At 59.2% G+C, this 13309-nt stretch carries 17 protein-coding genes; 13 read left to right on the plus strand and 4 right to left on the minus strand.

What is annotated here, in order from left to right; translation table 11 throughout:
* Positions 1-156: 156 nt before the first annotated feature.
* Positions 157-1407, plus strand: coding sequence for a cytochrome-c peroxidase (locus OK142_RS13745; protein WP_498683360.1), 1251 nt, complete (start codon positions 157-159; stop codon positions 1405-1407).
* On the opposite strand, the gene leuB is transcribed toward OK142_RS13745, so the two are convergent.
* The 3 genes from leuB to OK142_RS13760 all read right to left on the minus strand — a co-directional run bounded on the left by leuB (position 1388) and on the right by OK142_RS13760 (position 3724).
* Complete coding sequence (gene leuB / locus OK142_RS13750; RefSeq protein ID WP_498683362.1) at positions 1388-2500, minus strand: 3-isopropylmalate dehydrogenase; 1113 nt, start codon at positions 2498-2500, stop codon at positions 1388-1390. The two genes, OK142_RS13745 and leuB, sit on opposite strands and share 20 nt — an antisense overlap.
* 223 nt (positions 2501-2723) lie before the next feature.
* Complete coding sequence (gene leuD, locus OK142_RS13755; protein WP_003492701.1) at positions 2724-3329, minus strand: 3-isopropylmalate dehydratase small subunit; 606 nt, start codon at positions 3327-3329, stop codon at positions 2724-2726.
* 164 nt (positions 3330-3493) lie between these two features.
* Entirely contained in the window at positions 3494-3724 is a 231-nt protein-coding gene (locus OK142_RS13760) for a hypothetical protein (protein WP_020010747.1), read from the minus strand.
* 109 nt (positions 3725-3833) lie between these two features.
* Here OK142_RS13760 and OK142_RS13765 point away from each other — a divergent pair, with 109 nt between their 5' ends.
* Positions 3834-4745: an HpcH/HpaI aldolase/citrate lyase family protein gene (locus OK142_RS13765; RefSeq protein ID WP_498683363.1), complete on the plus strand. Its 912-nt coding sequence runs from the start codon at positions 3834-3836 to the stop codon at positions 4743-4745.
* Positions 4742-4948 carry a DUF1737 domain-containing protein gene (locus OK142_RS13770; protein ID WP_003492695.1) on the plus strand — a complete coding sequence of 69 codons (207 nt, stop codon included), beginning with the start codon at positions 4742-4744 and terminating at the stop codon, positions 4946-4948. Before OK142_RS13765 ends, OK142_RS13770 begins: the two co-directional genes overlap by 4 nt.
* A 21-nt stretch (positions 4949-4969) precedes the next feature.
* On the opposite strand, the gene OK142_RS13775 is transcribed toward OK142_RS13770, so the two are convergent.
* Positions 4970-5410 carry a metallopeptidase family protein gene (locus OK142_RS13775; RefSeq protein WP_003492693.1) on the minus strand — a complete coding sequence of 147 codons (441 nt, stop codon included), beginning with the start codon at positions 5408-5410 and terminating at the stop codon, positions 4970-4972.
* Between the two features lie 331 nt (positions 5411-5741).
* Here OK142_RS13775 and rplU point away from each other — a divergent pair, with 331 nt between their 5' ends.
* From rplU to rlmH, 10 genes are all read left to right on the plus strand, one after another.
* The gene (rplU, locus tag OK142_RS13780; protein ID WP_003516451.1) at positions 5742-6056 is read left to right on the plus strand and encodes a 50S ribosomal protein L21; all 315 of its coding nucleotides are present in this window, start codon (positions 5742-5744) and stop codon (positions 6054-6056) included.
* A gap of 40 nt (positions 6057-6096) precedes the next feature.
* The gene (gene rpmA, locus OK142_RS13785) at positions 6097-6366 is read left to right on the plus strand and encodes a 50S ribosomal protein L27 (protein WP_003492686.1); all 270 of its coding nucleotides are present in this window, start codon (positions 6097-6099) and stop codon (positions 6364-6366) included.
* A gap of 130 nt (positions 6367-6496) precedes the next feature.
* Positions 6497-7129: a GNAT family N-acetyltransferase gene (locus OK142_RS13790; RefSeq protein WP_003516453.1), complete on the plus strand. Its 633-nt coding sequence runs from the start codon at positions 6497-6499 to the stop codon at positions 7127-7129.
* The gene (locus OK142_RS13795; protein WP_498683365.1) at positions 7126-7716 is read left to right on the plus strand and encodes a GNAT family N-acetyltransferase; all 591 of its coding nucleotides are present in this window, start codon (positions 7126-7128) and stop codon (positions 7714-7716) included. Before OK142_RS13790 ends, OK142_RS13795 begins: the two co-directional genes overlap by 4 nt.
* A 215-nt stretch (positions 7717-7931) precedes the next feature.
* Positions 7932-8999, plus strand: coding sequence for a GTPase ObgE (gene obgE, locus OK142_RS13800; RefSeq protein WP_082183220.1), 1068 nt, complete (start codon positions 7932-7934; stop codon positions 8997-8999).
* Complete coding sequence (gene proB / locus OK142_RS13805) at positions 8996-10165, plus strand: glutamate 5-kinase (protein WP_498683367.1); 1170 nt, start codon at positions 8996-8998, stop codon at positions 10163-10165. The genes obgE and proB overlap by 4 nt, the downstream gene beginning before the upstream one ends.
* Entirely contained in the window at positions 10158-11444 is a 1287-nt protein-coding gene (locus OK142_RS13810) for a glutamate-5-semialdehyde dehydrogenase (protein WP_498683368.1), read from the plus strand. Before proB ends, OK142_RS13810 begins: the two co-directional genes overlap by 8 nt.
* 3 nt (positions 11445-11447) lie before the next feature.
* Positions 11448-12071, plus strand: a complete 624-nt coding sequence (locus OK142_RS13815; protein ID WP_003492670.1) for a nicotinate-nucleotide adenylyltransferase — start codon at positions 11448-11450, stop codon at positions 12069-12071.
* 81 nt (positions 12072-12152) lie between these two features.
* Entirely contained in the window at positions 12153-12629 is a 477-nt protein-coding gene (rsfS, locus tag OK142_RS13820; protein WP_003492666.1) for a ribosome silencing factor, read from the plus strand.
* Between the two features lie 154 nt (positions 12630-12783).
* Positions 12784-13266 carry a 23S rRNA (pseudouridine(1915)-N(3))-methyltransferase RlmH gene (rlmH, locus tag OK142_RS13825; RefSeq protein WP_035221851.1) on the plus strand — a complete coding sequence of 161 codons (483 nt, stop codon included), beginning with the start codon at positions 12784-12786 and terminating at the stop codon, positions 13264-13266.
* The last annotated feature ends 43 nt before the right edge of the window (positions 13267-13309 follow it).

Here is a 13309-nt window from a genome sequence, read left to right on the forward strand (position 1 = left end):
AGCGGGGGAAAGTGCTATAGATCGCTGCACAGGACGTGGACCAGGGGAATTGCCTTCGGGTCTCCACGCTTGGTGAAGCGCGGCCGGACCTGAAACCGCTTCATATTTTTCGGTCCGATATTGTACTCGCGCATTTTACATCGAGCGTGCATACCGATGATGAAACCCGGATTTTTTATCTCTGCCGTCTTTGCTGCGGCCATTCTGCTGGCTCCTATCGGTACCGGATTCAACGGCACGCGCGCCCATGGCGGCGAAGACTATGCGACTTTGGAAAAGCTCGGTGCAGCTCTTTTCGACGACCCCAATCTTTCCATGAATCGCAGCATGGCCTGTTCCACCTGCCATATGCAGGCGGTGGGTTTTTCCGATGCGCGCGAGAGCGACAAGGTCGGGCGGGACGTGTCGCTCGGCGATGACGGGATTTCGCTGGGTGATCGCAACGCGCCGACTGCCACCTATGCCAGGTTCACACCGCCTTTCGGCAAGAACGCGGCAGGCGAGTATGTAGGCGGGCAATTCTGGGACGGTCGCGCCTCGATGCTGGAAGATCAGGCGGGTGGTCCACCGCTCAACCCTATTGAAATGGGGATGCCGGACAAATCGTCGATCGTGAAACGGCTGAAGGAGAACCCCGATTATGTCGCGGCTTTCGGCACGCAGTTTGGCGGCGATGTTTTCAAGAGTGACGAAAGCGCCTATGCCGCGATGACCAAGGCGCTGGCTAGCTTCGAGCGTTCGGATGAATTCTCCACCTTCGATTCCAAATATGACCGTTTCCTGCGCGGCGAGGAAAAGCTGACCGATCAGGAGGAGCTGGGGCGAGTTCTGATTTCTTCCACGCAATTTACCAATTGCAATACCTGCCATGAAATCCGCGGCGCCAAGGGGCTGGAAGACGGCCTCTTCACCAACCACAAATATTTCAACATTGGCGTTCCGGCCAACACGGCGGTGAGAGCGGCCAACGGCTCGAAGCCGGATGCTGTCGATCTTGGGCTCGCGCAAAATCCTGTTGTGGCCGGCGATCCGGCTGAGCGTGGCAAGTTCAAGGTGCCGACGCTGCGCAACGTCGCCGTCACCGGTCCATACATGCACAATGGCGTCTTCAAGGACCTGCGCACGGTGGTGCTGTTTTACGTGAAATACAAAAGCAAGAAGCCCAGCCGGCAGATCAATCCGGAAACCGGCAAGACATGGGATGCGCCGGAAGTGCCTGAGAACATCGCCATGACGGAGCTGACGTCCGCGCCCGCACTGGACGACAAGCGTGTAGATGCCGTCGTCGCATTCTTGAAGACTTTGACTGACAAAAGATATGAGCATCTTTTGCCGAAGGAGGACGGGCAGGGAGCCGTGGCCCCTGCCCAGCCGGTTCCTGTAAACGTTACGCCGAAAGCGCCTTGAATTCGGAGAGAACCGCGTCACCCATTTCCGAGGTGCCGACCTGGCGGCTACCCTCGGCCATGATGTCGGCGGTGCGGATGCCCTTGTCCAGCACGTTTGCGATTGCCGCCTCGAGCTTCGTTGCCTCATCCACCATGTTGAACGAATAGCGCAGGCACATGGCGAAGGACGCGATCATGGCGATGGGGTTGGCGATGCCCTTGCCGGCAATATCCGGTGCCGAACCGTGGACCGGCTCATACATGGCCTTGCGCTTGCCGGTCTTGGCGTCCGGTGCGCCGAGGGAGGCCGACGGCAGCATGCCGAGCGAGCCGGTCAGCATGGCGGCGACGTCGGAGAGCATGTCGCCGAAGAGGTTGTCGGTCACGATCACGTCGAACTGCTTGGGCTTGCGCACCAGCTGCATGCCGCCGGCATCGGCCAGCATATGTTCCAGCTGAACGTCTTTGAACTTGGCGGCGTGGGTTTCTGTGACTACCTGGTTCCACAAAACGCCTGACTTCATGACGTTGCGCTTTTCCATCGAGCAGACGCGGTTGTCGCGGGTGCGGGCCAGTTCGAAAGCGACGCTGGCGATGCGCTCGATCTCGAAAGTGTCGTAGATCTGCGTGTCGATGCCGCGCTTCTGGCCGTTGCCGAGATCGATGATCTGCTTCGGCTCGCCGAAATAGACGCCACCCGTCAGTTCGCGGACGATCAGGATATCGAGACCTTCGACCAGTTCCGGCTTCAGCGAGGAAGCGGCGGCAAGCGCCGGATAGCAGATGGCGGGACGCAGATTGGCGAAAAGCTCGAGATCCTTGCGCAGGCGAAGCAGGCCGGCTTCCGGGCGATGCTCATAGGGAACGCCATCCCATTTCGGACCGCCGACGGCGCCGAACAGGATCGCATCGGCGGCAAGCGCCTTTTCCATGTCCGCATCGGAAATCGCCACGCCATGGGCGTCGTAAGCCGAGCCGCCGACCAGACCTTCCTCGACCGTGAAGCCGGCACCTTTCGCGCTGTTCATATAATCGATCAGCTTGCGGACCTCAGTCATGGCCTCGGGGCCGATGCCGTCACCGGGCAGAAGGAAAAGCGTGCGGACTGTCATGAGAACCCTCCTTGGGCGGCGCGCCGGAAACCACCATGAAGGGTTTTCGATTGCGGCGAGCGCGGCGTCAAACTCGTTTCCGTCCTGCGGCAAGCCAAGTTGTATCGTCAGCCGGACGGGATCGAGGGCTTCTTATCTCCGCCTCAAGGGCTTTTCAAGCAAAGCAAAAGCCGATCCGGTACGGTTTTGTACGGGATCGGCTTTTAAAGGGATGGAAATGTGATCAGGCCCAGGGGCGGATCGAGGCGTTTGCCTTCTCGAAAGTGTCGATGGCACCGGAATGTTCGAGCGTCAGGCCAATGTCATCAAGGCCGTTCAGCATGCAATGGCGCTTGAATTCATCGATCTCGAAGGTGATCGTGCCGCCATCGGGGCCGCTGATTTCCTGACTTTCCAGATCGACGGAGAGAACGGCATTCGATCCGCGCGACGCATCGTCCAGCAGCTTTTCGAGGTTCTCGGGGCTGACGACGATCGGCAGGATGCCGTTCTTGAAACAGTTATTGTAAAAGATGTCGGCGAAGCTGGTGGAGATCACGCAGCGGATGCCGAAATCGAGAAGCGCCCATGGCGCATGTTCGCGCGAGGAGCCGCAACCGAAATTGTCGCCGGCGACAAGGATCTGGGCGTTCTGGTAAGCGGGCTTGTTCAGCACGAAATCGGGATTGGGCGAGCCATCCTCGAGATAACGCGACTCGGCGAAGAGGCCCTTACCGAGACCGGTGCGCTTGATGGTCTTCAGATAGTCTTTCGGAATGATCATATCGGTGTCGATATTGACAACCGGCATGGGCGCGGCGACGCCCGTCAGCTTCGTGAACTTTTCCATCTGTCGCTTCCCGTTTTCCCTTCAACAAAATCCGGCGCGGGCCGAAGCTCGCCGGATGTGTTCTGCCGGGAAATACTGCAAAACGGATCGCTTTAGAAGCGCAAACCCGCGTTCTTCGGTACGCCTTCTGCGGCGTCCTCGCATTTTGACCGGATTAAACGATCTCAGAGATCGATAATCGTGCCCTTGCCATCGTTCCAGACGCGCATGTCGCGCTGGTTGCGGGGCTTAACCGGAATGGGGGCCGGCTTCAGACGCGCTGAAAGCAGACGGGCGGCGCTCAGAACGGCGAGCACGCCGATGAAAGCGACCGTAAGCGACGCCGTGAAGAGGGCGGCCATGGCCAGAATTGCGATGCCGGAGGCGGCGATGAAAAATGAACGGATGCCTTGCATGATTCAACCTTTCTTTCCAGACGAATGTGGGCCTTCTTCTTCCGGCTTGCAAGAGGATTCAGTGGATTGTCAGGTTGCAGATGTCACAAAAGCTTGACACAAGTGCGGCATGACTAATTTTTTCGGAAATATTCCTGTGAGACCGCGCCGTTCGCTGCTGTCGGTTCCCGCCATCAATGTCAGGGCGCTCGAAAAAATCCGCGATCTCGATTGCGACGGGGTAATCCTCGATCTGGAGGATTCCGTCGCGCCCGACATGAAGGGCGAGGCGCGGGAAAATCTGGGCAGGCTATTTTCGGATGCGCCTTTCGCGGGACGCGAGACCATTATCCGTATCAATCCGCTCTCAACGCCGGATGGCATGGCGGATTTGAAACTCGTGCTTTCCTGCCGGCCGGATGCGGTTTTATTGCCGAAGGTGGAGCAGCCGGCCGATATTCATGATGTGGCCGACCTTCTGGCGGAGGCCGATGCGCCCCAGGGCTTGAAAATCTGGGCGATGATAGAGACGCCACTCGGTGTCTTGAACGCCGCTTCCATCGCCGACGCTGCCCACACGCCGGATGCGCGGCTTGCCGCTTTTGTCATCGGCCTGAACGATCTGCGCAAGGAAACGCGGGTTCCGGCACTGCCGGGGCGAACTTACCTCGTGCCATGGATGATGCAGGTGGTGCTTGCCGCCCGCGCCTACGGCCTTGATGTCATCGACAGCGTGTCCAACGATTTCCGCGATCTCGCGGCTTTTGCCAGCGAATGCGAGCAGGGTCGTGCGATGGGGTTCGACGGCAAGATGCTGATCCACCCAGCCCAGATCGAGCTCGCCAACCGGCATTTCGCTCCGGACGAGGCGTCTGTCGCGGAGGCCAAAGAGATTATTGCCGCTTTCGCAAAGCCCGAATCTGTGGAATTGAACGTCATCAACATGAACGGGCGAATGATCGAGCGGCTGCATGTAAGTCAGGCCGAAAGGCTGGTCGCCATGGCCGATATCATCGCACAGAGAAAGGCAAAAAAGACGTGAAGGTCTATCGTTTCATAACCGGTCCGGACGACTCCAAATTCTGTCACCGGGTCACCGAGGCGTTGAACAAGGGATGGGAACTTGCCGGTTCGCCGAGCTACGCCTTCAACGCGGCGAGCGGCGTCATGCATTGCGGCCAGGCCGTGACCAAGGTGGTCGAGGGCAAGGAATACCACCCGGATATGAAGCTCGGCGAGCAATAAGAGGCGTAGCCGCCGGCGGGCTCAGCGCTCCGCCGCGGCCTCGTCGGCGCTTTCCTCGATCCGCTCCATATCATCATCCGAGAGGCCGAAATGGTGGCCGATCTCGTGGATGAGGACATGGGTGATGATGTCGCCCAGGGTTTCCTCGTTCTCGGCCCAATAGTCGAGAATGGGACGACGATAAAGCGTGATGCGGTTCACCATCTCGCCCGTTTCCATGGTGAAACGTTCGGAGATGCCGCGCCCTTCGAACAGTCCGAGAAGATCGAAGGGTGTTTCGAGCGCCATGTCTTCGAACACGTCATCGGTCGGGAAATCGGCGATCTCGATGATGAGATCCTTCGTTAAGGCGCGGAATTCTTCTGGCAGGTGGCCATATGCCTCGATCGCAAGCGACTCGAAGGCGGAAAGTGTCGGCGCATGGCGGTCCCGCCAATCGTCGGTCTGGTCTATGCGGGCCATTTCTGCTCCTTGTTGGAAGGCCCATATAAACACTTGCTGCGCAAATTTCGAGGCCTGACTGCTACGCCCACTGAAAAAGCATGAAATTCTTGGCGTTACAGTTGCTTTTCAAACGTTCGTCATCTTGACATAAACGGGCACCTCGCGTAATCGGCACCCAAATTGATGGCGTAATGCGCCTTCCGTTTATTCCGTCCTTCAAAAAGGCGGTTTCACCGGCAGACTTTCAAAGGGACATTTGGTCCCGACGGATTTCCGCTATTCCGACTGATAAAAAGACGGCCAGCTTGCATTTGCGGGCAGAGCCGGAACGAACATGAAAGGATAAAAAATGTTCGCAGTCATCAAGACCGGCGGTAAGCAGTACCGCGTAGCGGCCGACGCCGTGCTGACCATCGAAAAGCTGGAAGCAGAGGCAGGCGCAACTGTAGAATTCACCGAAGTTCTCGTGATCGGCGAAGGCGCTGACGCACAGTTCGGTGCTCCCTTTGTCAAGGGTGCCATCGTCAAGGCTGAAGTTGTCGAGCACAACCGCGGCAAGAAGGTCATCGCCTTCAAAAAGCGTCGTCGTCAGAACTCCAAGCGTTCGCGCGGCCATCGTCAGCATCACACTGTCGTCCGCATCACGGACATCGTTGCTGCCTAATCGGCGCGACACGGGAAACAAGGTTTAAAGGAGAACTCCAATGGCACACAAAAAAGCTGGCGGTTCCTCGCGTAACGGTCGCGATTCCGAATCCAAGCGCCTTGGCGTGAAGAAGTTCGGCGGCGAAGCCGTCATTCCAGGCAACATTATTCTGCGTCAGCGCGGCACGCAGTGGCATCCGGGCGCCAATGTTGGCATCGGCAAGGACCACACGATTTTCGCACTGACCGCAGGTAACGTGAACTTCCGCACGAAGGCCAACGGCCGCGTATTCGTATCCGTGGCCCCGAAAGCGGAAGCCGCAGAATAAGCCGGTAAGCGTCATATGCAGCCGGTGTCCCATCGACCCGGCTGAATAATGCAAAGTTCAGTCAAGAAAACAGGGGAGATGGGGCACTACCATCTCCCCTGTTTCTTTTACCCCAAGGAGGGACTGAACCATGCAAGCTGAATTGTTGAGGGTCGACCAATCACGGTCACCCGAGGAACGGCCGAGGCCCGATCGGTCGAGGAGCGATTGCCCCGTTTTACTGTCGCAGAGGCTGGTTTTACGCAAGCCTCACGAAGAAGACATCGACGCCCTTGCCCATCTTGCCAACAATGCCAATATCGCGACCATGGTGTCGCGTATGCCGCACCCGTACACGGCCAAAGACGCCGCGGACTTCGTGCGACGCACCAATGCTGGCGAGATCGGCAAGTGCGTCTATGCGATTACGCGCATGGACAATGGCGAGTTTCTGGGGTGCTGCGCGCTTGAACCCCAGGAAGACGAAAAGACGCTGGAGATCGGTTACTGGCTGGGGGAACCCTACTGGAACCGCGGTTACATGACGGAAGCGACGCATGCGCTGATCGACATGGCCTTCCGGACGCGTGAAATCGACCAGATCGATGCGCGCTGCCGGGTCACCAATATCCCGTCGCGCCGGGTCATCCAGAAGTGCGGTTTCCAGTTCCAGGGCTCCGGCATGGTCGGTTCGCTGGCGCTGGGCGGCATGGTACCGGTTGAATGGTACCGGCTGGACCGCAAGACCTGGGTTTCGCTGAAGAGCTGGGGGGATATGGGATGAGCACGCTCGAGCTTACCCGTCACCGGGCAGCTGCGACGGTTGCGCCGCCCGGTCCCTGCCCTGTCATCAAGACGTCGCGTCTGGTGCTGCGCCCGCAGCGGCTTACCGATGCTGGCAGCATTGCGGAATCGCTTGGCGATTTTGCCGTGACCAGGATGCTGGCCCGCGTTCCCGCGCCCTACCACAGGCAGGATGCGCTGGAATGGCTGGTCCTGCGCACTTCCGGCACCCTGCCCGACTGGGACTTCGCCATCACCAGCGGTGACGATACCCTGATCGGGGTTGTCTCGATCGAGCTGCGGCACGGCGAGTGGCATCTCGGCTACTGGCTGAACCGCTTCTACTGGGGCAAGGGTTACATGACCGAGGCGGTGGCTGCCGTGGTCGAGCGGTTCTTCCGCCGCATGCCTGGGGTGGTTCTCCATTCCGGCGTGTTCGCGGATAACCCTGCATCCCTGCGCGTGCAGGAGAAACTGGGCTTCCGGGTGACCGGCTGCCACCAGATCTATGCCACGGCGCGCGCTGCCATGGTGGCGCATATCGATACGGTGATCACGGCTGAGGATTTCATTCCGCCGCATCGCTGACACCTGAGGAACATCGGGCCGAAAACCATTACAGTTTTCGGCCCGATGCTTTGAACAGGGCCGGTTTATCCCAAACCGACCTTGTCTCACGCAGGGGCTTCCCGCACGATAGTCTTTGACCTCGTGAAGAAGCGCTTGTATTCGAAACGACGATATTTTTGTTTGGCACAACGCGATTAGCCGGTGTGCCCGCAAACCGATAGAACGGCAGTCCGATGAAATTTCTCGATGAAGCAAAAGTCTATATCAAGTCCGGTGATGGCGGCGCGGGCGCCGTTTCCTTCCGGCGCGAAAAATTCATCGAGTTCGGCGGCCCGGATGGTGGCGATGGCGGCCGCGGCGGCGATGTCTGGATCGAGGTGGTCAACGGTCTCAATACCCTGATCGACTTCCGCTTCCAGCAGCATTTCAAAGCCTCGATCGGACAGCACGGCATGGGCAAGACCCGCACCGGCGCAAAGGGTTCGGATGTGGTGCTGAAGGTGCCCGTCGGTACCCAGATATTCGAGGAAGACAACGAGACGCTGATCGTCGACCTCACCAAGGAAGGCCAGCGCTTTCGTCTTGCCGCTGGCGGCAATGGCGGTTTCGGCAACGCCTATTTCAAGTCTTCGACCAATCAGGCGCCCACCCATGCCAATCCGGGTCTTGCGGGCGAGGAAAAGACGGTCTGGCTTCGCCTGAAGCTGATTGCCGATGCCGGTCTCGTCGGTCTGCCGAATGCCGGCAAATCAACATTCCTCGCGACTGTCACGCGCGCGCGGCCGAAGATCGCCAATTATCCTTTCACGACCCTGCATCCGAACCTCGGCGTTGCGACCATCGATGGCCGTGAATTCGTGCTGGCCGATATTCCGGGCCTCATCGAAGGCGCGCATGAGGGCGTGGGCATCGGCGACCGTTTCCTTGGCCATGTGGAACGTACCCGCGTACTTCTGCACCTCGTCTCGGCGCAGGAAGAAAAAGTCGGCAAGGCCTATAAGACGGTCAAGGCCGAACTGGACGCCTATGGTGGCGGGCTGACCGACAAGCCGGAAATCGTGGCGCTGTCGCAGATCGACGTGCTCGACGAAAAAGAACTGAAAAAGAAGGCAAAGGAACTGGAGAAGGCCTGCGGCCGTCCTCCTCTCCTGTTGTCTGCCGCTGCCCATATCGGCATGACGGAGGCACTGCGCGCCCTTCGCGATATCATCGTCTCGGCGAGCAATGGCGGCGAGACCGCCCTTCCCGACCGTTCAATGCCTGAGGAGAGCGAGGCCGAGGAAGAGGACGATCGCCTATGAGCCTGACGCGTAAACCGCTGGGCAGCCACCACAGGATCGTCATCAAGATCGGTTCTGCACTTCTGGTGGACCGGAAAAGCGGGCTGAAAAAGGATTGGCTCGACGCCATTTGCAAGGACATCGCGGCGCTGAAGAAAAACGGCGTCGATGTTCAGGTCGTGTCTTCGGGCGCCATTGCGCTTGGCCGCACCGTTCTCGGCCTGCCCTCCGGCGCATTGAAGCTGGAGGAAAGCCAGGCGGCGGCGGCAGTCGGCCAGATCGCCTTGGCAAGGGCGTGGTCGGAAAGCCTGTCGCGACATGAGATCGTCGCGGGCCAGATTCTGCTGACGCTGTCCGACACCGAGGAACGTCGCCGTTACCTCAATGCGCGCGCGACCATCAACCAGCTGCTGAAGATCGGCGCTATTCCGATCATCAATGAAAACGACACGGTGGCGACCACCGAAATCCGTTATGGCGACAATGACCGTCTGGCGGCGCGTGTCGCGACCATGACGGGTGCCGATCTTCTGGTGCTGCTGTCGGATATTGACGGGCTTTACACCGCCCCACCGCATCTCGATCCGGATGCGAAATTCCTTGAGACGATTGCGGACATTACCCCCGAGATCGAGGCCATGGCCGGCGGTGCTGCTTCCGAGCTTTCGCGTGGCGGCATGCGCACCAAGATCGATGCGGGCAAGATCGCGACCGCTGCCGGCTGCGGCATGATCATCGCTTCCGGCAAGACGCTCAATCCGCTGAAGGCGATCGAAAACGGTGCCCGCTCCTCGTGGTTTGCGCCATCAGGCACGCCGGTGACGGCGCGCAAGACCTGGATTGCCGGGCAGTTGCAGCCGGCCGGTGAAATCCACGTGGATGCCGGCGCGGAAAAAGCCCTCTATGCCGGTAAAAGCCTGCTTCCCGCGGGCGTGCGGGTGGTCAAGGGCAATTTCGGCCGCGGTGATGCCATCGCCATCATCGGCGTGGAGGGCCGCGAGGTCGCGCGCGGTCTTGCGGGCTACGATGCGGAAGAGGCGCGCCTCATCATCGGTCACAAGTCCAATGAGATCGAGGCGATCCTCGGTTATGTCGGGCGTGCGGCGATGATCCATCGCGACGATCTTGTGATGACCGGTGCAGCCGTCAAAGTCAAAAATGCGAAGAAGGATGAGGTCCATGCCTGAACAGGCCGTGAAGCAGAGCCATGATATCGATGCGCTGATGATGACCATCGGCGCTCAGGCAAAAGCTGCTTCGCGACCGTTGTCCATTGCAGGGACTGAGCAGAAGAACCGCGCGCTTCTCGCCATGGCCTCCGCGATAGAGGCCTCCAGAGAAACGATCCTTGCGGCCAATGGCAAAGATCTGGCAGCGGCGGATAATGCCGGCCTTGCTGCTTCCTTCATCGACAGGCTCACCCTCAACGATGCGCGGATCGCCGGCATTGCCGAAGGCATCCGCTCGGTTGCGGCGCTGCCCGATCCGGTCGGCGAAGTCATTGCCGCCTGGGATCGTCCGAACGGGCTGAAGATCGAGCGGGTGCGCACGCCGCTTGGCGTCATCGGCGTGATCTACGAAAGCCGCCCGAATGTGACGGCGGATGCCGGTGCGCTCTGCCTTAAAGCGGGCAATGCCGTGATCCTGCGCGGTGGCTCGGATTCGCAACATTCATCGCGTGCTATTCATGCCTGCCTCGTGGAGGGCCTAAAGATTGCCGGTCTTCCCGAGCATGCCATTCAACTGGTGCCGGTCACCGACCGCGCTGCCGTGGGCGCACTTCTTGGCGGCTTGAATGGCACGGTTGACGTGATTGTGCCGCGCGGCGGCAAAAGCCTCGTTGCGCGCGTGCAGTCTGAAGCGCGGGTTCCGGTCTTTGCGCATCTGGAAGGTATTTGCCATATCTATGTCGACGGCTCAGCCGATCTCGACATGGCGAAACGCATCGTCGTGAATGCCAAGATGCGCCGTACCGGCATTTGCGGGGCGGCCGAAACCCTGCTGGTGGATGGGGCTGCCGTTTCCACGCATCTGGGGCAACTCATCAAGGGCCTGATCGAGGCCGGATGTGAAGTGCGCGGCTCTCAGGCCGTTCGCGATGTGGTTGAGGGCCTGAAAGCTGCGACGGAAGAAGACTGGCGCACCGAATATCTCGATGCAATCATTTCGGTTGCTGTCGTGGACGGCATTTCCGGCGCCATCGATCATATCAGCACCTATTCGTCCAATCACACCGAGGCCGTAATCGCTGAGGATCCCGATGTGGTCGAACGTTTCTTCAACGAACTCGATTCGGCCATTCTGCTGCATAACGCCTCGACGCAATTTGCCGATGGCGGTGAATTCGGCATGGGTGCGGAAATCGGCATTGCGACCGGCAAGATGCATGCGCGGGGCCCGGTCGGGGTCGAGCAGCTCACCTCGTTCAAATACCGGGTGCATGGCACCGGCCAGACACGGACCTGATATTTGTCGACTGAGAAACGCCTCGACAGACGTTATCTCACCATGCCGCATGCGGAGCGCGGCATGGTTGTCGGGCTATTCGGCGGCTCCTTCAATCCGCCACATGCCGGCCATGCCCTTGTTGCCGAAATTGCGCTGCGCAGGCTGGGTCTTGATCAGCTCTGGTGGATGGTCACACCTGGCAATCCGCTGAAAAGCCGCTCGGAACTGGCGTCTCTGGAGGATCGCATCGCCGCCTGCGAAAGGCTGGTCAGCGATCCGCGCATCAAGGTGACGGCCTTTGAAAAATCGCTGGGCATCAGCTACACGGCCAATACGCTCGCCAAGGTGAAGGCGAGAAATCCGCATGTCCGGTTTATCTGGATCATGGGCGCCGATAATCTGAAAAGCTTCCATCGCTGGCAGAAATGGCGGGAGATTGCCGAGACCTTTCCGATTGCGGTGATAGATCGGCCGGGCTCCACGCTTTCCTACCTCTCCTCCACCATGGCGCAGGCCTTCAGTCAGGCGCGGATAGATGAGGACGATGCGGGCGTCCTGTGGAAGAAGCGCGCCCCTGCCTGGGTTTTCATCCATGGCCCGCGCTCAACGCTCAGCTCCACGGCATTGCGCAATGGTCACAAATGACACGCATGATCACAAATGATGTATGCGCCAGAAGCCGAAGCCTCCATATCTTGAAAAGTTAATGCTTTGGTGCCACCTTTATTGAGCGACGCAGAGAATCGCGTCGCCAGTACCTGTTTTGTCATTCTTGGAAAGGGAAAACCTCTGACAACAGTACACGCCAAGGGAAGAGCATTTGTTGCTATCCCGAAGGGCCAGGACAGTGGCGCCGATGCCGCCGACCACGCCCTCGAAACCGTCCTCGCGAGCCTCGAGGACTCCAAGGCCGAAGATATCGTATCTCTCAACATTGCCGGAAAATCGGCGCTTGCGGACTACATGGTTGTGGTCTCCGGGCGATCGAACAGGCATGTCTCGGCGATTTGCGAGCATCTTCTTAAAGATATGAAGGGTGAAGGGTTCGGAAACGCCCGCGTCGAAGGTCTCGAGACCGGAGACTGGGTGCTGATCGATACCGGCGATATCATCGTTCATGTGTTCCGTCCGGAAATCCGCGCCTTCTACAACATTGAAAAAATGTGGGCGACGCCGGATATGCCGGAAGAAACGCTGCATTGACACGGTGAGCCTTGTTGCGCATCGAGCTTCCCGACTATCTCGTTTGATGTCGGGCCGGTGCGTCTGGCCGGAAAGCCAACCGGCTGCATAGGAATCCGCAGTCTATGCTGTTAAGAGCGTGACCCTGTTGGGTCACGACGAATGCAGGTTTGCGATGCGGATTTCGATTTTTGCGGTGGGGCGGCTTAAATCCGGCCCGGAGAAGGATCTTGCGACCCGTTATATCGAGCGTCTCGCCAAGACCGGCCCGGCGATCGGGCTGGAGTTTTCGCGGGTGATCGAGGTTGCGGAAAGCCGGGCGTCGAATGCCGAGACACGCAAGCGCGAAGAAGCGGCGATGCTCGAAAAACATCTGGTCGACGGGGCGGTTCTCGTGCTTCTGGACGAGCGCGGCAAAGCGCTGGATAGCCCGGGTTTTGCGACATTTTTTGGTGATTTGCGCGATAGCGGCAAGCGTGACCTCGTGATCGCGATCGGCGGCGCCGATGGTCTTGATCCGGCCCTTTACGACAGGGCGGCGGCCGTTCTCAATCTCGGCAAGCTCACATGGCCGCATCAGATCGTTCGCATTTTGATCGCCGAGCAGCTTTACCGCGCCGTCACTATTCTTTCCGGTCATCCATACCATCGCGTTTGAGCAGGATCCGGACACGGAAAATTGTCTCAATTTCAACATGAAA

This window comes from Agrobacterium sp. BT-220-3 (assembly GCF_025910175.1).
Taxonomy (GTDB): Bacteria; Pseudomonadota; Alphaproteobacteria; order Rhizobiales; family Rhizobiaceae; genus Agrobacterium; species Agrobacterium oryzihabitans.

What these genes read in the sequence shown, in the direction of transcription:
- OK142_RS13745 (WP_498683360.1), top strand. Translation starts at nt 157, where the DNA reads ATGATGAAACCCGGATTTTTTATCTCTGCCGTCTTTGCTGCGGCCATT.
- leuB (WP_498683362.1), bottom strand. Translation starts at nt 2,500, where the DNA reads ATGACAGTCCGCACGCTTTTCCTTCTGCCCGGTGACGGCATCGGCCCC.
- leuD (WP_003492701.1), bottom strand. Translation starts at nt 3,329, where the DNA reads ATGGAAAAGTTCACGAAGCTGACGGGCGTCGCCGCGCCCATGCCGGTT.
- OK142_RS13760 (WP_020010747.1), bottom strand. Translation starts at nt 3,724, where the DNA reads ATGCAAGGCATCCGTTCATTTTTCATCGCCGCCTCCGGCATCGCAATT.
- OK142_RS13765 (WP_498683363.1), top strand. Translation starts at nt 3,834, where the DNA reads ATGACTAATTTTTTCGGAAATATTCCTGTGAGACCGCGCCGTTCGCTG.
- OK142_RS13775 (WP_003492693.1), bottom strand. Translation starts at nt 5,410, where the DNA reads ATGGCCCGCATAGACCAGACCGACGATTGGCGGGACCGCCATGCGCCG.
- rplU (WP_003516451.1), top strand. Translation starts at nt 5,742, where the DNA reads ATGTTCGCAGTCATCAAGACCGGCGGTAAGCAGTACCGCGTAGCGGCC.
- rpmA (WP_003492686.1), top strand. Translation starts at nt 6,097, where the DNA reads ATGGCACACAAAAAAGCTGGCGGTTCCTCGCGTAACGGTCGCGATTCC.
- OK142_RS13790 (WP_003516453.1), top strand. Translation starts at nt 6,497, where the DNA reads ATGCAAGCTGAATTGTTGAGGGTCGACCAATCACGGTCACCCGAGGAA.
- OK142_RS13795 (WP_498683365.1), top strand. Translation starts at nt 7,126, where the DNA reads ATGAGCACGCTCGAGCTTACCCGTCACCGGGCAGCTGCGACGGTTGCG.
- obgE (WP_082183220.1), top strand. Translation starts at nt 7,932, where the DNA reads ATGAAATTTCTCGATGAAGCAAAAGTCTATATCAAGTCCGGTGATGGC.
- proB (WP_498683367.1), top strand. Translation starts at nt 8,996, where the DNA reads ATGAGCCTGACGCGTAAACCGCTGGGCAGCCACCACAGGATCGTCATC.
- OK142_RS13810 (WP_498683368.1), top strand. Translation starts at nt 10,158, where the DNA reads ATGCCTGAACAGGCCGTGAAGCAGAGCCATGATATCGATGCGCTGATG.
- rlmH (WP_035221851.1), top strand. Translation starts at nt 12,784, where the DNA reads ATGCGGATTTCGATTTTTGCGGTGGGGCGGCTTAAATCCGGCCCGGAG.